Here is a 21,477-nt window from a genome sequence, read left to right as displayed (position 1 = left end):
TCGCATGGGAATCTGGTGGAGGCCGGGATGGTTGCTGCCAGGACGGTCGTGAACAGAGAGGCGGAACCGGGTGATCCCGAAGTTGATGGCGGTGAGCGACATCCATGTCGGTCATCAGGGCAACAAGCCGGTGGTGGAGGCGATCCACGCGGATTCCCCCGAGGACTGGCTGATCCTGGCCGGTGACGTCGGCGAGAAGACCGATGACATCCGCTGGGCCCTGCAGACGCTGCGCGGCCGCTTCGCCAAGGTCATCTGGGTGCCCGGCAATCACGAATTGTGGACCACCGCAAAGGATCCCGTGCAGATGCACGGCGCGGCCCGCTACGACTACCTGGTGTCGCTGTGCCGGGATCTGGACGTCATCACCCCCGAGGACCCGTTCCCGGTGTGGGAGGGCGCGGGCGCCGAGGAGTTCGGCGGCGCGGTCACCCTGGCCCCGCTGTTCATGCTCTACGACTACTCGTGGCTGCCGGAGGGCGCGAAGACCAAGGCCGAGGGCCTGGCCATCGCCCGGGACCGCAATGTGGTGGCGACCGACGAGTTCCTGCTGTCGGCCGAGCCGTACCTGACTCGCGACGCCTGGTGTCACGCCCGCGTCCAGTACACCCAGCGCCGCCTCGACGCGCTGCCCGCCGACACTCCGCTGGTCCTGATCAACCACTTCCCGTTGCTGCGCAAGCCGGTCGACATGATGTGGTACCCGGAGTTCTCCCTGTGGTGCGGCACCGACCTGACCGCGGACTGGCACACCAGCTACAACGTGGTCTGCGCCGTCTACGGCCACCTCCACATTCCGCGCACCACCTGGTACGACGGCGTCCGCTTCGAGGAGGTGTCGCTCGGCTACCCGCGTGAGTGGCAGCGCCGCGGCCTGCCCGACAAGCTGCTGCGCCAGATCCTGCCCGTCCCCGACTACGGCGACACCCTCAACGAGTGGGGCGGCCACTTCAAGATCACCCCGGAGATGCAGGCGGCCGCGCTGAAGATGAAGGAGCAGGCCGAACGCCGTCGCGGCCTGGTCTGAACAGCGGCCCGGTCCGAACAACAGTCGAGTGGGGTTCATCCGGGCAGCGTGGCGAGGTGGCCTGCCGTGCCGCCTGCGGGTGGGTCTTTCGGAATCGAGCCGCCGGGCCACCCGGCCGCACGGGCCACCCGGCCGCACGGGGCAGTCGGTGCGTCGACCGCCCGGTAGGCTCGATTCGGCAGTTGGTGGAAGCGAGCAGGAGGCGGGTCATCGAGGAGCGGGCAGTCGCGGCGACGGAGTCGGCGCGCATACTCGGCAGAATTCTCCCGAACGGGGTCGCGGCGGCCGAGCTGACCGCCTACCCGGAGGATCTGAAACCGCATCCCGGCGAAGAGCATCTGATCGCGCGCGCGGTCGAGAAGCGCCGCCGTGATTTCATCGGCGCGCGCTACTGCGCCCGCCAGGCCCTGACCCAGCTCGGCGAGCCCGCCGTCGCCATCGGCAAGGGCGGCACCGGTGAACCGCTGTTCCCGCGTGGCGTCGTCGGCAGCCTCACCCACTGCGACGGCTACCGTGCCGCCGCCCTGGGCCACAAGCTGCGCTTCCGCTCGATCGGCATCGACGCCGAACCGCACGGTCAGCTCCCCGACGGCGTCCTGGAATCGGTGAGTCTCGCGCCCGAACGCGAATGGCTCTCGGCCGTGCTCCCCGGCACCGGCCTGCACCTGGACCGCCTCCTGTTCTGCGCCAAGGAGGCCACGTACAAGGCGTGGTTCCCGCTCACCGGCCTGTGGCTCGGCTTCGAGGACGCGCACATCACCTTCACCGTGGACGAGGAGTCCGCCGCGGGCGGCGCGGGCACCTTCCACAGCGACCTGCTGATCCCCGGCCCCGTCACCGATGGCGGCACCCCGCTGACCTCCTTCGACGGCCGCTGGGTGATCAGCGACGGCCTGATCCTGACCGCGATCGTGACGGCCTGATGGGGGAGGAATCGATCGTGGTCGGTGCGACCGGTGCCGAGGCCGAGCGTGGCAAGCGCCGCGGTCAGGCCGGGACCAAGCGGGAGAAGTTGCCACCGCTGGTGGACGCCTTCGGCGGCCTGCTGATCGTCGACAAGGAGGGCGGCTGGACCAGCCACGATGTGGTCGCCAAGAGCCGAAGGCTGTTGCGCACCAAGAAGGTCGGCCACGCGGGCACTCTCGACCCGATGGCCACCGGCGTGCTGGTGCTGGGCGTGGAGCGCGCCACCAAGCTGCTCGGCCAGCTCATCCTGACCACCAAGTCCTATACGGCGACCATCCGCCTGGGCCAGTCCACCGTCACCGACGACGCCGAAGGCGAGGTCACCGCGACCACGTCGGCCGCGCACCTCTCCGACGCCGATATCGCCGCGCGCGTAGCCGAATTGACCGGCGACATCCAGCAGGTCCCGGCCACCGTCAGCGCCATCAAGGTCAATGGCGAGCGCGCCTACGCCCGCGCCCGCGCCGGTGAGGACGTGGAGCTGGCGGCCCGCCCCGTCACGGTCAGCCGCTTCGACGTCCTGGCCCGCCGCGACATCGACGCCGGCGCCACCCATTTCGTCGATCTGGATGTGGCCGTGGACTGCTCCTCGGGCACCTACATCCGCGCGCTGGCCCGCGATCTCGGCGAAAAGCTCGGCGTCGGAGGCCATCTCACGGCCTTGCGCCGCACCGCTGTCGGCCCCTTCACCCTCGATCACGCCCGCACCCTGGCCCAGGTCGAGGCCGCCGCGGAGGCGGGCGAGCCGGTCCTGAACGTGGACATCGATACCGCGGTGCGGACCGCCTTCCCAGTGCGCGACATCACCGATACCCAGGCCGATGATCTCCGCAACGGTCGCTGGCTCGAACCGGTCGGTATCTCAGGCGTTTACGCGGCCATGGACCCCTCCGGACACGCCATCGCCCTGCTCCAGGAGTCCGGCAAGCGCGCCTCCTCCGTCATGGTCGTCCGACCGGCAAATCTCTGACACTGCCCAACCTCTGACCCGTTGCCGCCCAATCGCTTACCCGCGTGAGCGATCGGGCGGCACCATGGAATGGTCGTCCGCGCAGAGGAGGCGATCATGCCCACCGACCTGTCCCTCGATTCCATGAAGCAGTTCGTGGCAGACCATTTCGAGGAATTCGTCAACCGGCGCAACGCCGCCGTGATCCACCGCAACATGACCCCCGACTTCCTCGACCACGACGGACCGGGCGGTCAACCCACCGACCTGATCGGTGACGAGAAGATGATGCTCGGTATGTACGAGGCGCTGCCGGGCCTGCATGTCACGGTGGTGGAGATGCTGGCCGAGGGGGACAAGGTCATGTGCCGCAATATCTGGCGCTGGACCGACCGGAAGACCGGTCAACCCATGACCTTTCAGGGGTTCGTGCTCTGGCGCTTCCAAGGTCGTCGCATCGCCGAGCGGTGGGCCACCGTCACCCAGCCCGCACCGCATCCGGGCTGGGCCTGACCGGCGTGCCAGGGGGCGGGGAGGCCTACCCTTCAGGGGTGGAATTGCGGCAGTTGCGGTATTTCGTGGCGGTGGCCGAGGAGCTGCATTTTCGGCGGGCCGCGGAGCGGTTGTTCATCTCCACGCCGACGTTGAGCCAGCAGATCCGGGCCATCGAGCGGGAGGTGGGCGGACCGCTGCTGATCCGCGGGAATCACGGGGTGGAGTTGACCGCGGCGGGGGAGGTGCTGCTGAAGACGGCGCGGAATGTGCTGGAGGCGGCCGAGATCGCGGTGCGGGAGACGCGGGCGGTGGCCCGGCCGGGCAACGCGGTGTTCCGGCTCGGGGTGGTGAACGGGGCGCCGTCCTGGTTGCCGGCGCGGATCGAGGCGCTGGTGAAGGCGCGGCAGCCCGGGGTGCGGGTGGCGCTGACCACGGGGACCAGCGGGGAGCAGGCGCGGCTGCTCGATCGCGACGACGTGGATCTGGCGGTCTTACGGCTGCCGGTGCGCCTGGCCGACCACTTCACCTGCGCCCCGGTCGCCGACGAGGAGCTCGGCATCGTCATGTCCCGCGAAAACCCGCTCGCCGCGGCGGTTTCGGTGGAACCGGCGTGCATCGGGGACCAGGAGCTCATCATGTTCGCGCGCGACGCGGCCCCGGAAGTGCATGATGCGGTGCTCGCGCAGCTGCGTGAGCGGGGCGCGTCGGTGGTGTTGAGCGACAGCGCCATGAGCCACGCCCAGATGCTGCAACTGCTGCCCCTGCGTCCGGCGGCCATCGGGGTCGGCTCGGCCCGTACGGCGTCGGTGCCGGGGCTGGTGTGGCGGCCGCTGCGGCCGCGGCCGCTGGTGATCACCTATGCGGCGGCGTGGCGCGCGGCCACACGAAACCCGTTGCTGCACACCATGGCCGACGCGCTCTCCGGCGGCCTGCGCCTCACCTCGGATCGTCCGGGACGCTGCGCGCCGGACTGATTCCGGCGAACAGCGATACCGCCGGCCGTCGATCATGTCGTCCGGCTATTGACTTCCGGTGTGGTGCGGCTCACACTCCTAACTGTGTTAGGTGAAACTACGCGCGATAGGAAAGCCGAACGTCGTGAGGCGACTCGGCGGGAGATTCTCGACGTCGCGTGGTCCGTGGCCCGCGAGCACGGGCTCGCACAGCTCACCCTGCGGGCCGTGGCCGATCGGGTCGGGATGCGCGCGCCCTCGCTGTACACGCATTTCGCCTCCAAGAACGCCATCTACGACGCCATGTTCGGCTCGGCCTGGCTGGAGTACGAGGCGCTCGCCGCGCGCGAAGTGCGGACGCTACCGGCGGCCGCGCGGGCCCGGGTCCGGGTCATGACGCGGGTGTTCTTCGAATTCGCGGTGGCGGACCTGGCCCGCTATCAGCTGATGAATCAGCGCACGATTCCCGGCTTCACCCCGTCCGAGGAGGCGTTCGCGCCCTCGGTGCGGGTGGTCCGGTCGTTCGTCGACCTGCTGGGTGTGGCCGGGGTGACCGACCGCGACGATATCGAGATCCTCTTCGCCATGATCGCCGGCCTGGTGGATCAGCAGCTGGCCAATGATCCCGGCGGCGACACCCGCCGCCGCCTGCTGGATCGGGCCGTGGAGATGTGGGCCGACGGCGTGGGCCTGCCGCCGGACCCCGCGACATCGGGGCCCGAATCGCACTAGGGGAAGCCATGCGTGACAACCAGACCACCGTCCGCGGTGTCATCGAGACGCCGCTGCAGCCCGGAATCGCCCGCCCGGACGCCATGCGCATCGCGGCCGACGAATACGCCCGCGTCGCCGACGCCGTCGCCGCTCTGGCGCCCGGCGACTGGGACCGGCCCACCGAATGCACGGAATGGACCGTGCACCAACTCGTCTCGCACGTGGTGGGCATGGCCACGATGGCCTCCTCACCCTTGGAGACCCGCCGCCAGATGCGTATCGCCGCCAAACGGCTCGGCGGGGAGGCCGAAATGGTCGACGCGCTGACCGCGCTGCAGGTCCGCGAATTCAGCAGGCGCACACCGGCCGAACTGGTGGCCGACCTCTACCGGATCGGCCCGCGCGCCGCCAAGGGCCGCCGCCGCATCCCCGGATTCCTGCGCCGCCGCGCGATGAGCGACACCGAGCAGGTCAACGGCGAGCGCGAGCAATGGACCCTCGGCTACCTCATCGACGTCATCCTCACCCGCGACCCGTGGATGCATCGCATCGATCTCAGCCACGCCACCGGTCGCCCCCTCGCCCTGACCGCCGACCACGACGGCCGCATCGTCGACGATGTGGTCCGCGAATGGGCGGCCCGCCACGACAAGCCCTACCGCCTCACCCTCACCGGCCCCGCCGGCGGCTCCTGGACCTCCCCGGATCCGGACGGCGAAGCCTTCGAACTCGACGCCATCGAATTCTGCCGCGCCCTCTCGGGCCGGGGCGCCACCCCCGCCCCACTCGGCACCGAGGTCCCGTTCTGACCCTCCGGCAGTGGCTCCGACGCCGCGTGGACGGGCCGCGCCACCCCGAATCCTGGGGCGGCGCGGCGGGGACTAGGCGAAGAGCTCCGCTTTCAGCTCCGGTCGGTCCCGTTCGTCGGCGAATTCCAGTGCACGCCCGTACAACAGGTCCACGAAGTACGCGTACGGCGCGTCATCGGCGGCCACGGCCATCATGAACAGCGACACCACCAGGTCGTTCGCGGACTCCTGTGACCACCGGTAACCGACCGCCGGGCCGAAGCCGTCGAAGATCGGGTCCCCGTTCCCCGGCGAGTTGAACCAAACCCCCTCGACGCGCCGCACCATCCACTCACCGACGTAGGTGATGAATTGGTCGGCGAGACAATCGTTTTCGGTCAGGTACTGTCCGTCCGCGTCGAGCACGGCCGCATCGATCAGCGACACGACCCAGTCGAACGCGGCGGTACTGAACCGGTCATCCCACGCTGGGCGAGCGTCGCTGCCTCGCGCCGCCTCCAGCCTCGGCAGCGTCTCACCGAACAACGCCTCGATCCGGCCATCGATCGCGGTTTGTTCACTCCACGCGAGCCAGCCCGCGGACACCTGCGCGGCGCTGTCGAAGAATCCGGGGTCCAGATCGTTGTCGGCCCGAGTGGCCCGTCTCGCGTTGGTCATCACGTTCCTCGTGCGCGTGGATTCCGTCGGTGGCCTGCCGGATGGCAGCCGAATCCCACACTGCCTCAGCCGAAGTCGGTCCGGCAAGCCCGACCTGACCGGTGGCAGAATTGCCCGATGACAGGCCCCAGAAGAGAACGCCACCACAAGCTCTCGGCTCTACTGGATTCCACCGGTGACACCGATCTCGCCGAGCTCATGGACAAGGGCCGATCCGTCGGCGTGGGGGTGGGCGGCAGCTCGGCCGTCCTCGACGTCGACGGCGAACCGGTGTTCGCCAAACGCATCCCGCTCTCCGACCGGGAGCTGGCCCACCCGGCCTCCACCGCGAACCTCTTCGACCTCCCGCCCCACTGCCAGTACGGAATCGGCGGCCCGAGCGTCAACGCCTGGCGTGAGCTGGCCGCGAACACCATGGTCACCCACGCGATCCTCACCGGCGAGAACCAACCGTTCCCCATGCTCTACCACTGGCGGGTCCTGCCCGGCCGCCCACCGATCGCCCCCGAACACGCCGACATCGACGCGGTCGTCGCCGCCCAGGGCGAGTCACCGGCGGTGCGCGAACGTCTGGAAGCGCTGGCCAGCGCCCCGTCCTCTCTGGTCCTGTTCTCCGAATACATCCCCCACTCGATCGCGAACCTGTTGCGAGACAATCCAGCCGGCCAGGCCACGGCAGTCGAGCACCAGTTCTCCGAGATCGTGGCCTGCCTGCGCGATCACCGGTTGCTGCACATGGACGCACACTTCGGCAACCTGCGCGCCGACGGCGAGCGGATCTACCTCACCGATTTCGGCCTCGCCACCTCACCCCGATTCGACCTGTCACCCACCGAACGCGACTTCGCCGCCCGCCACGCCACCTACGACGCCGCCTACCTCGCCATGCGCCTGGTCAACTGGCTGGTGACCGACGTCTGCGGAATCCCGACCCCACCCACCGGCGGCCCCCTCGCCCGCAACGACTACGTACTCCACTGCGCCGCAGGCCGAATCCCGGATGGCCTGCCACCCGCGGTGGCCGAGATCCTCGCCCGCCACACCCCAGCCGCCGCCGCGATGAACGCCTTCCTCTGGAAACTCTTCGACGGCGAATTCCCCACCAACCACGTGCCCCCGCCCACCGCCTTCCCCGCCTGACCACTCAATCGAGCAGCCGATCATCGCCTCCCCGCCCGCGATCTCGACACGAACACTCGAATCTCGTCGCCGAGTGGCACATCCTGGAGGGGTTTTGTCCAGTTTCACCTCCACCATGTGCCACTCGACATTCGGCGGGTGCGGGTGGTGGGTGGGGGCGGACGTAGGGTGGGGGGTTGTGGAGGCGGATGGCGGGCTGGAGGAGTTGCGGTCGGTGCTCTCGTGTGTTTTCGAGAAGCTTGGGGCTGAGAGCCTTACCGAGCCTGACCGGGTCGAGTTGGTGGCTCGCGCCGCGGTGGTTCAGGATCAGATCGACGCGATCCAGGACGGTGTCGGCGACGAGGAGCGGGTAGACGGGCGGGCTACGGCTGTGCCGGATCCGTCGGGTGATCGGTTGTTCTGAGGGGTGCTGAACCGGCTAGGGCCAGCCTGCGTCGATCAGCTGCTCGGCCAAGTCGTCGGCTTGGCGGATGCCGGCTCGGAAGGCTGGTGGCCAGGTCGCGAGGATGTCCGGATTGGTTGCGGCCGTGTTGAATACGTCGATGGTGGCGACGTCGGGGCAGACCTCGCGTTCATTGGTCTCGGCGTCCAGGACGACGATCCGCGGCCTGTCGTCCGGCCAGTCGTTACCGCCGCCCTGCCACCTCCTGAACAAAGGCTCGAGTGACACGTAATCCGCTGCGCCGCAGCGGTGTCGGACGGTCGGATGCCAGGGCTAGCGAGCGTCGGGTCCGGATCGTGCGGGAGTCAGGCGAAGGACGCCGCTGTAGGGCTGGTCGCCGGGTGCTCGTGGGTTCGGTTGCTGGGCTTCGAGTTCCTCGGGGGTTAGGGGGATGGCGAGTCGGTCGAAGCGGGCGGCCGCGACGACAATCGATTCGACGTAGGTCGCGTCCCAGCCGAGGTTCTCGAAGTAGGTGACGCCGTCGGCGGGCAGGAAGGTCCATGGTGCGCGTCGCAGCAGACCCTCGTTGCGGTCGGTCATCAGGTGCGCGACACCGGCCGAGCTGAAATCCAGGCACCAGCCCGCGATCTCGGGGCGGGTCAGTGTCGCGGACAATACGGTCACGTCGGCTTCGCGCAGGTACATCACCAAGCCTTCGGAGATCACCAGCGCCTTGCGGACATCGGTGAGCACCGAGTCGAGATAGGTTGTGACAGCGCTGGAATCGGTGACATCCAGGGCGGTCCTGGTCAGCCGGCAGCGCGGCGTCTCGGCCGCGAGCAGTGCGTTCTTCTCGGCGATCAGGCCGGGCAGGTCGGCTTCGATCCAGCGCAGGTCGGCCGGCAACTCCATCCGGTACGGCCGGGCGTCCAGGCCCGCACCGAGATTCAGCACGAGATCGCACCCGGCGGCGACCGCCTCGGTGATCTGGTCGTCGATCAGCCGGGTGCGGGTGACCAGGAACCAGTCATCGGCCATCGACTGCCCTGCGGCTTCGGCGATCTCACGGCCGCGGGGACCGGCCAGACGGTCGGCCAGCGGGTCGTGGAACAAGGCGTCCGGCCGGGCGGATTCGATCGCGCGGTGCGCGGCCACCCACCGCGCGGTGTCGGATACATGAGTGACCAGCGGTTGCAACGACATTCGGCTCAACTCCTTCGCCCCCGATCCCTATCGGGTGTCCTCTACATTTATAGAGGATCAGGGGAGGGGGTGAGGTGTGGGTTGTGCCACGCGGCGGCATTGGCACCGACCGGGCCGCTTTCGTCCGGCATGTCTTCACTGTCGCAACACAACTCGTGCCGCTGCCGAGAGCGGCCGCGGGGTCCTGAACCCTGGGCGGATCAGGGGCGTAGCGCCTGCCGGACCCGGGCCGCCTCGCGGGTGAGGTGGTCGCGCTCGGGCACGGTGGTGGCCACGCGGGACGCCTCCGCGTACAGATCCGCGGCCTGCTCGAGATCACCGGCGCGTTCATGGAGATAGGCGCGGGCCGCGGTGTGGCGCGGCAGCGTCGGATCCAGCCCGGCCAGCTCGGCCAGTCCGGCGCGCGGCCCGTCGGCCTCACCGATCGCCACCGCGCGATTCAGCCGCACGACGGGAGTGTCGGTGAGCTGGAGCAGTTCGTCGTACCACTCGACGATCTGCACCCAGTCCGTCTCCGCGGTGCTCGGCGCGTCCGCGTGCAGGGCGGCGATGGCGGCCTGGGCCTGATATTCGCCCAGCCGGTCGCGAGCCAGCGCGGCCTGCAGAATCGCCACGCCCTCGGCGATCAAGCCGGTGTCCCAGCGGGATCGGTCCTGCCGCGCCAGCGGCACCAGTCGACCATCGGCCTCGATGCGGGAGGCGCGGCGCGCGTGATGCAGCAGCATCAACGCGAGCAGGCCCGACACCTCGGGGGCATCGGTCGCGGCGGCCAGCTGGCGGGTGAGCCGGATGGCCTCGGCCGCCAGGTCGACATCCCCGCCGTACCCCTCGTTGAACACCAGATACAGCACCCGCAACACGGTCGCCAGATCACCGGGCCGATCCAGCGGCTGCCCCGTGATCTTCCGTTTGGCGCGGCTGATCCGTTGCGCCATGGTCGCTTCCGGCACCAGATAGGCCGCCGCGATCTGCCGTGTCGTCAAACCGCCGACCGCCCGGAGGGTCAACGCCACCGCCGATCCGGGCGGCAGCGAGGGATGCGCGCACAGGAAGTACAGCCACAGCGAGTCATCCGTCGCGGAGACCGGTCCCGCCGCGGGCTCTTCCTCGACGGCGAGTTCGCGTCCCCGCCGGGAGGTCTCGGCCCGCGCGGCGTCCAGGAACTTTCGCCAGGCGACCGCGACCAGCCACCCTTTCGCGTCCCGCGGCGGATCGGCCTCCCACGTCTCCAACGCCCGGATCAGCGCCTCCTGCACCGCATCCTCCGCGGCCGCGAACTCGGCCCCGCGGCGCACGAGCACGCCGATCACCGCGGGGACGAGCTCACGCAGCAGCGACTCGTTCACTCGGTCGCCGCCGCCGACTCGCTCAGGAACGGCCGGACCTCGAGCCACTCGTGGATCGGCTTGCCGCCCGCCCCCGGCGCCGCCGACAGCTCACCGGCCAACTCGATCGCCCGCTCGTAGGAGTCCACGTCGATCACCATCCACCCGGCGATCAGGTCCTTCGTCTCCGCGAACGGCCCGTCCGTCACCGGCGGCCGCCCCTCCCCGTCGTACCGCACCCAGGCCCCGGTCTGCGCCAGCGCCTGCCCGTCCACGAACTCCCCGCTCTTTTCCAGCCGGTCCGCGAAGTCCCGCATGTACCGCACGTGCGCGGTGACCTCCTCCGGCGTCCACTGGTCCATCGGCACGTCATTGACCGCCGCCGGCGCGCCTCGATAGTGCTTGAGCAGCAGATACTTGGCCATGATGTCTCCCTAGGTTCGCTACGACCATCCAGGTCGAATGGGTCTGTCACCCCTGGGACGGAGCCACCCGACCATTCTCGACACCCACCGCGCACAAATTTCGGAAGCGACCGAAAACCGTGTCGACAGCGCCCGAAAAGCGTGTCAGCGACCGCGTCAGCCCGCCATCAGTGCGCTGTCAGCGATGCCGGACAAAGTACTCCCATCGAACAAGAACGGCCCCGGACCAGACCGGATCGGAGCCACCGCAACACCTTTCGAAGGAGCCCGCCATGTCCGCCACCCTCACCCTCACCGCCCAGGACCAGTCCACCATCCGCTCGGCCGCCTACGGCGCCGTCTCCCTGCTCGCCGCCGCCTCCGCCAAGCCGAGCAAGGCCGCCGCCGCCGGCTCCCTGGCCCTGCTGTCCGCGACCGGCCCCATCGGCCACTTGCTGACCGCCAAGTCCAAGGACATCCACCTGCCGGGCAAGACCGTCGCCCAGCTGGCCGACCAGGTCCTGCCCGCCCTCACCACCGCCACCACCTTGCTCACCCAGCAGCACCCCGCCGAAGCCGACAACTTCCGCACCACCGTCCTGACCGCCCTGCAGGCCGCCGCCGCGACCAGCCCCACCCCCCAGCCCGCCGTCACCGAAATGACCCGCAAGATCACCGAGGCCCTCCACACCGCCTGACCGAACCCCCGACGCCCGCGCCGACTCCCATGTCGGCGCGGGCGTTCGCCGTTGTCGGCCGGTGCGAAGCCGCTTGCGCAGCCCCGAGTTTCGGGGTCGTGCCGGGGTGGGAGGGGATCTGGCCCAATGGGATTCTCGACGGAAGGGGGGATCATGGTGATCGGGGTGGAAATCGAGTTCGATGGGGCAACCCTCGAGCAGTACGCGCGCGTGATGGAGCTGGTGGGGGCGCCTGCCGGCGGGCCGATGCCGGACGGCGGATTGTTCGGCTGGGTCGTGGCCACGGAGAACGGGATTCGGATCGCCGAGGTATGGGAATCGAAGGAGGCGTTTCGGCGGTTCGCCACCGAGCGGCTCGTTCCGGCCGCCGAGCGCGCCGGAATCACCGGAGAGCCTCGGGCGACCTTCAGGAACGTGCTCGACTTTCCGCGGCCGGGGGACCAGGGGCGTTAGGTCGGGGCTAAGGCGCGTGAGACGCAGCGTCGTGGACCGCGCTCGTGCGGCGCGGTTGGCTGAATGGCATGACAGAGAACGGGATTGGGCAGCGGGCCGGGCGTGCGGTTGTGGTGGGGGGTGGGTCGGGAATGGGGTTCGCCATCGCCGATGCGCTGCTCGCGGAGGGGTATGAGGTGGTGATCGTCGGGCGATCGGAAGAACGGCTGGCCGATGCCGTGCGGGAATTGGGGGACGGGAAGGTCAGTGCCGTCGCGGCGGATATCAGTGATGAGGGGCAGGTTTCGCGGGTGTTCGAGACGGTGGGCACCGTCGACCATGTCATCAGTACCGCGGCGGATGTGGCGGGGACCTACGGGCCGATCGCCACGTTCGATTTCGAGAATGGGCGGGGATTCATCGAGACGAAATTGATCGGGTCGATGCTGCTGGCCAAGCATGCGCGGCTCAGCGAGAACGGGTCGCTCACCTTCGTGTCCGGGATCGCCGCCTATCGGCCCGCCGCGGGTGGGGCGATGGTGGCGGCGGTGAACGCGGCGCTGGAGGGCCTGGTGCGGGCGCTCGCGGTGGAGTTGGCTCCGGTGCGGGTGAACGCGGTGTCGCCGGGGTGGGTGATGACCGGGATCTGGGAGTCGATGCCGTGGCCGGACAAGGAGCAGCGGTGGCGGGCGATGGCGGAGAAGCTGCCCGCGCGGCGGCTGGGGCAGCCGGAAGACATTGCGGTGGCGGTGGTTTCGCTGCTGAGGAGCGCGTTCGTGACCGGGACCGTGGCGCACGTGGACGGCGGGCACCGGCTGGTGTGAGCCGGTGCCGGGCTCACGTCGGAGAACGATGTGGGTGCAGTCCACCGACAGCCCGCACACCGCCGCCGAGGGAAGAGTACTGATCGGACGTCCCGGGCGCGGGTTAACCGGGACAGCCGTCCGAAGAAGTTAGGATTGCGCAGGAACTCGCGAGCATGGTCCGGCATCAAACGACCGACACGTTCAGGAGATTCGGCATGTCCTATGCGGTGGACTTCACGACAGTCTCGACCGTCGGCCTGGAGTCGTCCCCGGTCGCGCCCGCCCTGGCGGGCTTGCGGGCCAACGAAGCCCGCTACTTCAAGAACAAATACGACCACGTCTTCACCGTCGAGCCCGCGAGCAAGGCGAAGCAGACCATCGCCTGGGTGAGCGGGATCCTCGCCGACGAGCGTCGGATCGTCATCGAGTCCAAGCCGCTCGAGGCCACCGAATTCGAGGTCGAGGGCATTCGCATGGCCTACGTCTTCTACGAGAGCGGCCTGTCGATCAATGTGATGTACACCCTCGAGGACTCCGGAAAGCGCGCCGTCGGATTCAAACTCTCCGACGGCATGGACGTCCCCGAAGAGCTGTCCGGCTTCAAATTCGCCCGGCAGAAGTCGAAACTGGCCGGCACCATCCGGGGTTCCTACTTCGTCATCAAGGGCGAGTACTGAACCATCGAGGGCGAGTACCGAAACCTCAGTGGGCTTCGCTCAGCCAGATGGCCTCGGCGGCAATGCTGCCCAGATCGATGGTGCGCTCCTGCACCCGCACCGCGATGGTCCCCGCGAAGTCGCGTCGCTCCACCACCGCGATCGGCGTGTCCAAAGCGATTCCGAGGGAATCGAAATACCGCAGCATCGCCGGATCGGAATCGGAAATCCGTGCCACCCGGCCGGATTCGCCGGCTCCGAAATCGCTGAGCTGCCGGGCCGGGGGAGTCGGCACCGCCCCGTCCACCGACGGGATCGGATCGCCGTGCGGATCCCGGTCCGGATGCCCGAGTTTGGCGTCGATCCGCTCCATCAATGTCTCCGACACCGCGTGCTCGAGCACCTCGGCCTCGTCGTGCACCTCGTCCCACCCGTAGCCGAGCTCGTTGACCAGGAACGTCTCGATCAGCCGGTGCCGTCGCACCATGGCGATGGCGGCCCGGCGCCCGTCCTCGGTCAAGGTGATGGCCCCGTACCGGGCGTGCTCGACCAGCCCCTGATCGGCGAGCTTGCGCACCGCCTCGGACACCGTCGACGCCGACACGCCGATCTTCTCGGCCAGCAGCTTCGTCGACACCTTCTCCTGCGACCACTCCTGCGCGGTCCAGATCACTTTCAGATAATCCTGGGCCACCGACGACAGCACCGGCGCGACGCTGGACGCCCCGCTCGCGGCGGTGATGGTGGTCCCGTGGGGTGCGGAAGGTGCGGACGGATCGGCCAGCTCGCGGCGGGTGGCGATGTCTCGTTTTCCGGGCACGTAACCGAGCTTAGGCACATGCCGCGCGGTTTCACACATCGGCGCGCTCGCTGGTAGAGGCACCCGCCGCGCGGCGCCCCGGACCGGTGAACACACGGTGACGGGCACGCTTCCGGCCGTGGTCTTCCGCACGGCGGAATATTGTCCGAGACGCGCTTTGCGTAGGCTTCCGGTGTGCAGAGATGGCGAAGCCTCGAGGAGATGCCCGCGGACTGGGGCCGGTGTGTCCTCACCATCGGGGTGTTCGACGGCGTGCACCGCGGGCATGCCCAGCTGATCAGCCGCGCGGTGAAATCCGCTGCGGTGCGCGGCGTTCCGTCGGTGCTGATGACCTTCGACCCGCATCCGGTCGACGTGGTCCGTCCGGGAACGCATCCGCCGCAGCTGTCCACCCTGGACCGGCGCGCGGAACTGGTCGAGGAACTCGGCATCGACGTGTTCGTGGTGATGCCGTTCACCCGCGACTTCATGAAGCTCACCCCCGAGGAGTACGTCGAGGAACTGCTGGTGAACCGCCTGCACGTGTCCGAGGTCGTGGTGGGCGACAACTTCACCTTCGGCAAGCAGGCCGCGGGCACCCTCGACACCATGCGGGAACTGGGCGGCCGCTACGGCTTCGAGGTCGACGGGGTGCAGCTGCTCGGCGAGCACGCGGTCACCTTCTCCTCCACCTACATCCGTGGCTGCCTGTCCGAGGGCAATGTGGGCGCCGCCGCCGAGGCGCTGGGCCGCCCGCACCGCGTCGAGGGCGTGGTCGTGCACGGCGACGGCCGCGGCAAGGGCCTGGGCTTCCCGACCGCCAACGTGGCCCCCACCATGCATGCCGCCATCCCCGCCGACGGCGTCTACGCGGGCTGGTTCACCGTCCTCGAGCCCGGCGACCCGCTGGCGGGCACCCGCCACATGACCGCCATCTCGGTCGGCACCAACCCGACCTTCGACGGCCGCAACCGCACCGTCGAGCCCCATATCCTCGACTTCGAGGCCGACCTCTACGGCAAGCACGTGGCCGTCGACTTCGTCGAGCAGCTGCGCGGCATGCGCAAGTTCGAGTCGATCGAGGAACTGGTGGAGGCCATCCGCCGCGACTGCGATCAGGCCCGCAAGGTGCTCGGCGGCGAGGCCGACGAGTAGGCCACGCCAGGGCCGATTTCCGCGAGCCGGAACCCTCCGGTAAGCTGGCCCGTCGGGTTTGCTGCGGTCCGCGGCGGCGCCCGCCCCGACTCTCCGGAGTCGGGTCCCACGAGCGCGGACTGAAACAAGGAGTATCTGTGGCTCTCACCACTGAGCAGAAGAAGGCGATTCTCGCCGAGTACGGCGTCCACGAGACCGACACCGGTTCCCCGGAGGCGCAGATCGCGCTGCTGTCGAAGCGGATCGCCGACATCACCGAGCACCTCAAGAAGCACAAGCACGACCACCACACCCGCCACGGTCTGATGGCGCTGATCGGTCGTCGCAAGCGGCTGTCGAAGTACCTGCAGGACAAGGACATCAACCGCTACCGTTCGCTGATCGAGCGTCTCGGCCTGCGTCGCTGATTCCAGCCGCGGACCCCTCGGCCCGCGAGGTGACACACCTGGTGAGCAGAGGTAGTTGACGAACCGGCCAACGAGGAGGCATAGAATCCTTCTCGTTGGCCTTTCGTATATGTGGCCGGAGGTTCCCCACGAGGGGGAACACGGCCGGGTATACGCCAACACGAGCCGTATGCACCCGTCGCGTGGCGTCGGTCTTCGGTAGTGGCTTTTCGGGGCGCGAAGTATGAGATGAACCATGCGCGCCCGGAGGGCTTCGATCGATGACCGCCTCCGCGTCGCCGCATCCAAGGGGATGCCGGCCGGGTGTGCGTGCGACAGCCACGAGGGCTGGCGCGCGCCCATGCCGGGTACGGCCGCGAGCCGGAGGGCACGTGTACGAACGCGTGCCGGCTCCGGCGAAGACGAGAGGTTGAGATAACAAAGATGTCCGACACCCAGACCAGTTCCGCCGCCGAGGTCGAGCCCGGCGTTTTCGAGTCCGTCGCCCTGATCGACAACGGCGCGTTCGGCACTCGCACCATCCGTTTCGAGACCGGCCGCCTGGCCAAGCAGGCCGCGGGTTCCGTGGTCGCCTACCTCGACGACGAGACCATGCTGCTCTCGGCCACCACCGCCTCCAAGCAGCCTAAGGATCAGTTCGACTTCTTCCCGCTGACGGTGGACGTCGAGGAGCGCATGTACGCCGCGGGCCGCATCCCCGGCTCGTTCTTCCGTCGTGAGGGCCGCCCCTCCACCGACGCGATCCTGACCTGCCGCCTGATCGACCGGCCGCTGCGCCCGTCCTTCGTCGACGGCCTGCGCAACGAGATCCAGGTCGTCGTGACCGTCATGTCGTTGGATCCGAAGGATCTCTACGACGTGGTCGCGATCAACGCCGCCTCGGCGTCCACCCAGATCGCGGGCCTGCCCTTCTCCGGCCCGGTCGGCGGCGTGCGCGTCGCTCTGATCGAGGGCCAGTGGGTCGCCTTCCCGACCGTCGAGCAGCTCGAGAACGCCGTGTTCGACATGGTCGTCGCGGGCCGCGTGGTCGACGGTGACGTCGCCATCATGATGGTCGAGGCCGAGGCCACCGACAATGTGCTGGCCCTGATCGCCGACGGCGCCGCCGCCCCGACGGAAATCGTTGTGGCCGAGGGCCTCGAGGCCGCCAAGCCGTTCATCGCCCGCCTGTGCAAGGCGCAGGCCGACCTGGCCGCCCTGGCGGCCAAGCCGACCGAAGAGTTCCCGATCTTCCTGCCGTACCAGCCCGACGCCTACGAGGCCGTCGAGGGCACCGCCAAGCGCGAGCTGAACGAGGCGCTGTCCATCGCGGGCAAGCAGGAGCGCGACGAGCGCACCGACGAGATCAAGCTGGCCGTGCTCTCCGAGCTGGCCGAGTCCTTCGCCGGTCGGGAGAAGGAGCTGGGCGCGGCCTTCCGCTCGGTCACCAAGAAGCTGGTCCGCCAGCGCATCCTGACCGACAGCTTCCGCATCGACGGCCGTGGCCTGGCGGACATCCGCGCGCTGTCGGCCGAGGTCGCCGTGGTGCCGCGGGCTCACGGTTCGGCGCTGTTCGAGCGTGGCGAGACCCAGATCCTGGGCGTCACCACCCTCGACATGGTGAAGATGGCGCAGCAGGTCGACTCGCTCGGCCCGGAGACCTCCAAGCGCTACATGCACCACTACAACTTCCCGCCGTTCTCCACCGGTGAGACCGGTCGCGTGGGTTCGCCCAAGCGTCGCGAGATCGGCCACGGCGCCCTCGCCGAGCGCGCCCTGATGCCGGTGCTGCCCTCTCAGGAGGAGTTCCCCTACGCCATCCGTCAGGTGTCGGAGGCGCTGGGCTCCAACGGTTCCACCTCGATGGGCTCGGTCTGCGCCTCGACCCTGTCGCTGCTGAACGCCGGTGTGCCGCTCAAGGCCCCCGTCGCCGGTATCGCCATGGGCCTGGTGTCGGACACCGTGAAGAACGACAAGGGTGAGGACGAGGTCCGCTACGTGGCCCTCACCGACATCCTGGGCGCCGAGGATGCCTTCGGCGACATGGACTTCAAGGTCGCCGGCACCCGCGAGTTCGTCACCGCCCTCCAGCTCGACACCAAGCTCGACGGCATCCCGTCGCAGGTGCTGGCCGGTGCGCTGAACCAGGCCAAGGACGCCCGCGACACCATCCTGGACGTGATGGCCGAGGCCATCGCCACCCCGGACGAGATGAGCCCCTACGCTCCGCGCGTCACCGCCATCAAGATCCCGGTCGACAAGATCGGCGAGGTGATCGGACCCAAGGGCAAGGTGATCAACCAGATCACCGAGGACACCGGCGCCAACATCTCCATCGAGGATGACGGCACCGTGTTCGTCGGTGCGACCGACGGCCCGTCGGCGCAGGCCGCGATCGACGCGATCAACGCCATCGCCAACCCGCAGCTGCCGAAGGTCGGCGAGCGCTTCCTGGGCACGGTCGTCAAGACCACCGCCTTCGGCGCGTTCGTCTCGCTGCTCCCGGGCCGCGACGGTCTGGTCCACATCTCGAAGCTGGGCAACGGCAAGCGCGTCGCCAAGGTCGAGGACGTGGTCAACGTGGGTGACAAGATCCGCGTCGAGATCGCCGACATCGACAACCGCGGCAAGATCTCGCTGGTGCCGATCGACGAGGATTCGGACAACTCCGCGACCTCTGCTGCGGCCGACGCGAACGCAGAGTAATCATTTCTCTGTGACGAAGAAGCAGTCCGCGGTGCGCGCGGGTTCCGCGCGCACCGCGAAGGACTCCGTGCAGAACAACGCCCCCTTGCTCCGCAACCTGGAGCAGGGGGGTTCTGCGCTCGCGATCGACCGGAACGAGTCTCCCGCAATGGATATCGGCGTGCGCCGGACCGTACTGCCCGGCGGCCTGCGGGTCGTGACCGAGCATGTGCCGGGCGTGCGCTCGGCCTCGATCGGCGTGTGGGTCGGTGTCGGTTCGCGCGACGAGGGCCCGACCGTGGCCGGCGCCGCGCATTTCCTCGAGCATCTGCTGTTCAAGGCCACGCCCTCGCGCTCGGCCCTGGACATCGCCGAGGCCATGGACGCGGTCGGCGGCGAGCTCAACGCGTTCACCGCCAAGGAGCAGACCTGCTATTACGCCCACGTGCTCGACGAGGATCTGCCGCTGGCGGTGGATCTGGTCAGCGATGTGGTGCTCAACGGGCTGTGCCGGGCCGAGGACGTGAGCGTGGAGCGGCAGGTGGTGCTGGAGGAGATCTCCATGCGCGACGACGATCCCGAGGACATGGTCGGCGACGCCTTCCTGACCGCGCTGTTCGGCGACCATCCCATCGGGCGTCCGGTGATCGGCAGTGTCGATTCCATCGAGGCGATGGGCGCGCAGCAATTGCGCTCGTTCCACCTGCGCCGCTACCGGCCCGACCGAATGGTGGTGGCGGTCGCGGGCAATATCGAGCACGAGCACGTCGTCGAATTGGTGTTCCGCGCCTTCGAGGATCGGCTCGAGACCGGACTGGAACCGGCGCCCCGGCGCGAGGGCAAGTTCCGTCCGCGCGGCAATCCGGAGCTGATCCGCATCAACCGGGACAGCGAGCAGGCGCACCTGGTGTTCGGCACCCGCGCCTTCGGGCGGCACGAGGGTGAGAAGCGCTGGCCGCTGTCGGTGCTCAACACCGTGCTCGGCGGCGGACTGAGTTCGCGGCTGTTCCAGCGCATTCGGGAGGAGCGCGGGCTGGCGTACTCGGTGTACTCCAGCGTCGACACCTTCGCCGACACCGGGGCGTTCTCGGTGTACCTGGGATGCCAGCCCGAAAACCTCGGCCGCGTGGCCGCTTTGGCGCACGGCGTGCTCGAGGAGGTGGCGGCCGATGGCATCACCGACGCCGAATGCGCTCGCGCCAAGGGTTCGCTGCGCGGGGGACTGGTGCTGGGGCTCGAGGACTCCGGATCGCGGATGAACCGCATCGGGCGCTCGGAGCTCAGCTACGGCAATCACCGCAGTGTGTCCGAAACCCTCGCTCGCATCGACGAAGTCACCACCGAGGAGGTGTCCGCGATCGCGACGAGCCTGCTGGCGCGTCCGTTCGGGGTGGCGGTGGCCGGACCGTATCGGCGCACCCGTGACCTGCCGGTGGCCGTCCGAAATCTGGTCGGCTGAAATACTTACTCGGCGGTAATCCCCAGCCGCCGGTGAGGTATGCCCGTTTGTGGCTATGATCACCTCGCCGGAATGGGAGGGGTCGTGGTCGAACCAGGTGAGAACTTCGCCGGGTATGTCATCGAACGTGAGCTCGGACGCGGCGGGATGGGCGCGGTATACCTGGCGCGCCATCCACGCCTGCCGCGCTGGATCGCACTGAAGCTGTTGAACGCGGAGTACCACGGCGACAGCGAGACTCACGCTCGATTCGAACGCGAGGCCGACCTCGCGGCCCGGTTGAACCACCCCGGCGTGGTCACCGTCTACGACCGCGGCGTCGAGGACGGACGACTGTGGATCGCCATGCAGTATGTCGACGGCATCGAAGCCGAATCGGTCACCGACATGACCGCCGAGCGCGCCGTCGAGATCGTGGCCGCCACCGCCGACGCCCTTGACTACGCGCACCGGGTCGGCGTACTGCACCGAGATGTCAAGCCCGCCAACATCATGCTGGCGCGCGAGACCCGCGAACAGCAAGCCGGCGTCCTGCTCACCGACTTCGGCATCGCGCGACTCCAGGAGGACACCGGCCGCCTCACCGGCTCCGGCTCGGTCATGGCGACGCTGGCCTACGCCTCCCCGGAACAACTGCAGAACCAGCCCGTCGACCACCGCGCCGACCAATACTCCTTGGCCTGCACCCTGTTCCGGCTGCTCACCGGGGTGCCGCTGTTCCGCGCGAACGACCTCGGCGCGATCGTCAAAGCCCACCTCTACGACAACCCGCCCCCGATCGCCAGCCTGCGACCCGACCTGCCCGCCACCCTGGATCCGGTCCTGGCCCGCGCCCTGGCCAAGCACCCCGACGACCGGTACCCGACCTGTTCGGAATTCGCGGCGGCCGCGCACCGTGCGCTGGCCGAGGGGACCGCGGCCGGGAGCACGCACGCACCGCCCATTCGTCGAGGCGCGGACTCGTCCGCCCGAAGATCCGCCTCGCCGTCGACCCCGCGCCGGGGGACCCGGAACGCGCCGGGTTCGCGAGCGGCGCAAGCGGATTCACCGGCCGGTCGATGGCAGCAATCGGACCCCACCGCGGCGCGTCGCGGACAACAGTCCGGCACGCCGCCCCCCTGGCCCGGGCAGCAGTCCGAGACGTCGGGGACGCGACGTGGGGCGCAGCCGGAATCCTCAGCGCGGCGAAGACATCCGTCGGAGACCACCGGGGCGCGGCGAGTGCATCCGTCGGAGACCACCGGGGCGCGGCGTGTGCACCCGTCGGAGACCACCGGGGCGCGGCGGGTGCATCCCTCCGAGACCACGGGGGCGCGGCGGGTCCATCCCTCGGAGACCACCGGGGCGCGGCGAGCGCACCAGCCGGACGGCACCGGG

The 21,477-nt window shown here is 69.1% G+C and carries 24 protein-coding genes; 18 read left to right on the top strand and 6 right to left on the bottom strand.

Features of this window, described 5'->3' with window-relative positions:
- The first annotated feature begins 70 nt into the window (after positions 1–70).
- The 7 genes from ACWELJ_RS19375 (at position 71) to ACWELJ_RS19345 (ending at position 5,913) form a co-directional block, all read left to right on the top strand.
- Positions 71–1,027, top strand: coding sequence for a metallophosphoesterase family protein (locus tag ACWELJ_RS19375; protein ID WP_452367519.1), 957 nt, complete (start codon positions 71–73; stop codon positions 1,025–1,027).
- 248 nt (positions 1,028–1,275) lie between these two features.
- On the top strand, positions 1,276–1,950 hold the full coding sequence (gene npt / locus ACWELJ_RS19370; protein ID WP_452367530.1) for a 4'-phosphopantetheinyl transferase Npt: 675 nt from the start codon (positions 1,276–1,278) through the stop codon (positions 1,948–1,950).
- Positions 1,951–2,051: 101 nt separating this feature from the next.
- Positions 2,052–2,963 carry a tRNA pseudouridine(55) synthase TruB gene (gene truB, locus ACWELJ_RS19365; protein ID WP_452367529.1) on the top strand — a complete coding sequence of 304 codons (912 nt, stop codon included), beginning with the start codon at positions 2,052–2,054 and terminating at the stop codon, positions 2,961–2,963.
- A 96-nt stretch (positions 2,964–3,059) separates the two neighbouring features.
- Positions 3,060–3,455 carry an ester cyclase gene (locus tag ACWELJ_RS19360; protein WP_452367518.1) on the top strand — a complete coding sequence of 132 codons (396 nt, stop codon included), beginning with the start codon at positions 3,060–3,062 and terminating at the stop codon, positions 3,453–3,455.
- Positions 3,456–3,493: 38 nt separating this feature from the next.
- Positions 3,494–4,411 (top strand): LysR family transcriptional regulator, encoded by a 918-nt coding sequence (locus ACWELJ_RS19355; protein WP_452367517.1) that lies wholly within the window; start codon positions 3,494–3,496, stop codon positions 4,409–4,411.
- Positions 4,412–4,495: 84 nt separating this feature from the next.
- Positions 4,496–5,122: a TetR/AcrR family transcriptional regulator gene (locus tag ACWELJ_RS19350; protein WP_452367516.1), complete on the top strand. Its 627-nt coding sequence runs from the start codon at positions 4,496–4,498 to the stop codon at positions 5,120–5,122.
- A gap of 8 nt (positions 5,123–5,130) precedes the next feature.
- Complete coding sequence (locus ACWELJ_RS19345; RefSeq protein ID WP_452367515.1) at positions 5,131–5,913, top strand: maleylpyruvate isomerase family mycothiol-dependent enzyme; 783 nt, start codon at positions 5,131–5,133, stop codon at positions 5,911–5,913.
- A 72-nt stretch (positions 5,914–5,985) separates the two neighbouring features.
- Here ACWELJ_RS19345 and ACWELJ_RS19340 read toward each other — a convergent pair whose 3' ends face one another.
- Positions 5,986–6,498 carry a hypothetical protein gene (locus ACWELJ_RS19340; protein WP_452367514.1) on the bottom strand — a complete coding sequence of 171 codons (513 nt, stop codon included), beginning with the start codon at positions 6,496–6,498 and terminating at the stop codon, positions 5,986–5,988.
- Positions 6,499–6,687: 189 nt separating this feature from the next.
- Between ACWELJ_RS19340 and ACWELJ_RS19335 the strand changes: the two genes are divergently transcribed.
- Both ACWELJ_RS19335 and ACWELJ_RS19330 read left to right on the top strand, forming a co-directional pair.
- Complete coding sequence (locus ACWELJ_RS19335; protein ID WP_452367513.1) at positions 6,688–7,710, top strand: serine/threonine protein phosphatase; 1,023 nt, start codon at positions 6,688–6,690, stop codon at positions 7,708–7,710.
- 178 nt (positions 7,711–7,888) lie between these two features.
- Entirely contained in the window at positions 7,889–8,113 is a 225-nt protein-coding gene (locus tag ACWELJ_RS19330) for a hypothetical protein (protein ID WP_452367512.1), read from the top strand.
- Between the two features lie 15 nt (positions 8,114–8,128).
- Here the strand turns inward: ACWELJ_RS19330 and ACWELJ_RS19325 are convergent, their stop codons facing one another.
- The 4 genes from ACWELJ_RS19325 to ACWELJ_RS19310 all read right to left on the bottom strand — a co-directional run bounded on the left by ACWELJ_RS19325 (position 8,129) and on the right by ACWELJ_RS19310 (position 11,045).
- Complete coding sequence (locus tag ACWELJ_RS19325; protein ID WP_452367511.1) at positions 8,129–8,380, bottom strand: hypothetical protein; 252 nt, start codon at positions 8,378–8,380, stop codon at positions 8,129–8,131.
- A 45-nt stretch (positions 8,381–8,425) separates the two neighbouring features.
- Positions 8,426–9,295, bottom strand: coding sequence for a class I SAM-dependent methyltransferase (locus ACWELJ_RS19320; RefSeq protein ID WP_452367510.1), 870 nt, complete (start codon positions 9,293–9,295; stop codon positions 8,426–8,428).
- 200 nt (positions 9,296–9,495) lie between these two features.
- Positions 9,496–10,641: an RNA polymerase sigma factor gene (locus ACWELJ_RS19315; protein WP_452367509.1), complete on the bottom strand. Its 1,146-nt coding sequence runs from the start codon at positions 10,639–10,641 to the stop codon at positions 9,496–9,498.
- On the bottom strand, positions 10,638–11,045 hold the full coding sequence (locus ACWELJ_RS19310; RefSeq protein WP_452367508.1) for a YciI family protein: 408 nt from the start codon (positions 11,043–11,045) through the stop codon (positions 10,638–10,640). Before ACWELJ_RS19310 ends, ACWELJ_RS19315 begins: the two co-directional genes overlap by 4 nt.
- A 272-nt stretch (positions 11,046–11,317) precedes the next feature.
- On the opposite strand from ACWELJ_RS19310, the gene ACWELJ_RS19305 reads away from it, so the two are divergent.
- From ACWELJ_RS19305 to ACWELJ_RS19290, 4 genes are all read left to right on the top strand, one after another.
- A complete protein-coding gene (locus ACWELJ_RS19305; protein ID WP_452367507.1) occupies positions 11,318–11,722 on the top strand; it encodes a hypothetical protein in 405 nt (134 codons plus the stop codon).
- 126 nt (positions 11,723–11,848) lie between these two features.
- Positions 11,849–12,175, top strand: coding sequence for a hypothetical protein (locus ACWELJ_RS19300; protein ID WP_452367506.1), 327 nt, complete (start codon positions 11,849–11,851; stop codon positions 12,173–12,175).
- Between the two features lie 44 nt (positions 12,176–12,219).
- Entirely contained in the window at positions 12,220–12,978 is a 759-nt protein-coding gene (locus ACWELJ_RS19295) for an SDR family oxidoreductase (protein WP_452367505.1), read from the top strand.
- A gap of 197 nt (positions 12,979–13,175) precedes the next feature.
- Entirely contained in the window at positions 13,176–13,637 is a 462-nt protein-coding gene (locus ACWELJ_RS19290) for a phage tail protein (protein ID WP_452367504.1), read from the top strand.
- Positions 13,638–13,662: 25 nt separating this feature from the next.
- On the opposite strand, the gene ACWELJ_RS19285 is transcribed toward ACWELJ_RS19290, so the two are convergent.
- Positions 13,663–14,436: a metal-dependent transcriptional regulator gene (locus ACWELJ_RS19285; RefSeq protein WP_452367503.1), complete on the bottom strand. Its 774-nt coding sequence runs from the start codon at positions 14,434–14,436 to the stop codon at positions 13,663–13,665.
- Between the two features lie 174 nt (positions 14,437–14,610).
- Between ACWELJ_RS19285 and ACWELJ_RS19280 the strand changes: the two genes are divergently transcribed.
- The 5 genes from ACWELJ_RS19280 to ACWELJ_RS19260 form a co-directional block, all read left to right on the top strand.
- Positions 14,611–15,570 (top strand): bifunctional riboflavin kinase/FAD synthetase, encoded by a 960-nt coding sequence (locus tag ACWELJ_RS19280; RefSeq protein WP_452367502.1) that lies wholly within the window; start codon positions 14,611–14,613, stop codon positions 15,568–15,570.
- A gap of 137 nt (positions 15,571–15,707) precedes the next feature.
- Entirely contained in the window at positions 15,708–15,977 is a 270-nt protein-coding gene (gene rpsO, locus ACWELJ_RS19275) for a 30S ribosomal protein S15 (RefSeq protein ID WP_452367501.1), read from the top strand.
- Positions 15,978–16,400: 423 nt separating this feature from the next.
- On the top strand, positions 16,401–18,662 hold the full coding sequence (locus tag ACWELJ_RS19270; protein ID WP_452367500.1) for a polyribonucleotide nucleotidyltransferase: 2,262 nt from the start codon (positions 16,401–16,403) through the stop codon (positions 18,660–18,662).
- A 148-nt stretch (positions 18,663–18,810) separates the two neighbouring features.
- A complete protein-coding gene (locus ACWELJ_RS19265) occupies positions 18,811–20,100 on the top strand; it encodes a M16 family metallopeptidase (RefSeq protein ID WP_452367528.1) in 1,290 nt (429 codons plus the stop codon).
- An 84-nt stretch (positions 20,101–20,184) separates the two neighbouring features.
- Positions 20,185–21,477: protein kinase domain-containing protein (locus ACWELJ_RS19260; protein WP_452367499.1), on the top strand; the 1,293-nt coding region annotated here is incomplete at its 3' end.

The organism is Nocardia sp. NPDC004582 (assembly GCF_053602115.1).
This window is presented reverse-complemented; position numbering and strand designations above follow the sequence as displayed.

Coding starts and splice junctions, on each gene's coding strand:
- ACWELJ_RS19360 (WP_452367518.1), top strand. CDS start 3,060: ATGCCCACCGACCTGTCCCTCGATTCCATGAAGCAGTTCGTGGCAGAC.
- ACWELJ_RS19345 (WP_452367515.1), top strand. CDS start 5,131: ATGCGTGACAACCAGACCACCGTCCGCGGTGTCATCGAGACGCCGCTG.
- ACWELJ_RS19335 (WP_452367513.1), top strand. CDS start 6,688: ATGACAGGCCCCAGAAGAGAACGCCACCACAAGCTCTCGGCTCTACTG.
- ACWELJ_RS19320 (WP_452367510.1), bottom strand. CDS start 9,295: ATGTCGTTGCAACCGCTGGTCACTCATGTATCCGACACCGCGCGGTGG.
- ACWELJ_RS19310 (WP_452367508.1), bottom strand. CDS start 11,045: ATGGCCAAGTATCTGCTGCTCAAGCACTATCGAGGCGCGCCGGCGGCG.
- ACWELJ_RS19305 (WP_452367507.1), top strand. CDS start 11,318: ATGTCCGCCACCCTCACCCTCACCGCCCAGGACCAGTCCACCATCCGC.
- ACWELJ_RS19300 (WP_452367506.1), top strand. CDS start 11,849: ATGGGATTCTCGACGGAAGGGGGGATCATGGTGATCGGGGTGGAAATC.
- ACWELJ_RS19290 (WP_452367504.1), top strand. CDS start 13,176: ATGTCCTATGCGGTGGACTTCACGACAGTCTCGACCGTCGGCCTGGAG.
- ACWELJ_RS19270 (WP_452367500.1), top strand. CDS start 16,401: ATGTCCGACACCCAGACCAGTTCCGCCGCCGAGGTCGAGCCCGGCGTT.
- ACWELJ_RS19265 (WP_452367528.1), top strand. CDS start 18,811: ATGGATATCGGCGTGCGCCGGACCGTACTGCCCGGCGGCCTGCGGGTC.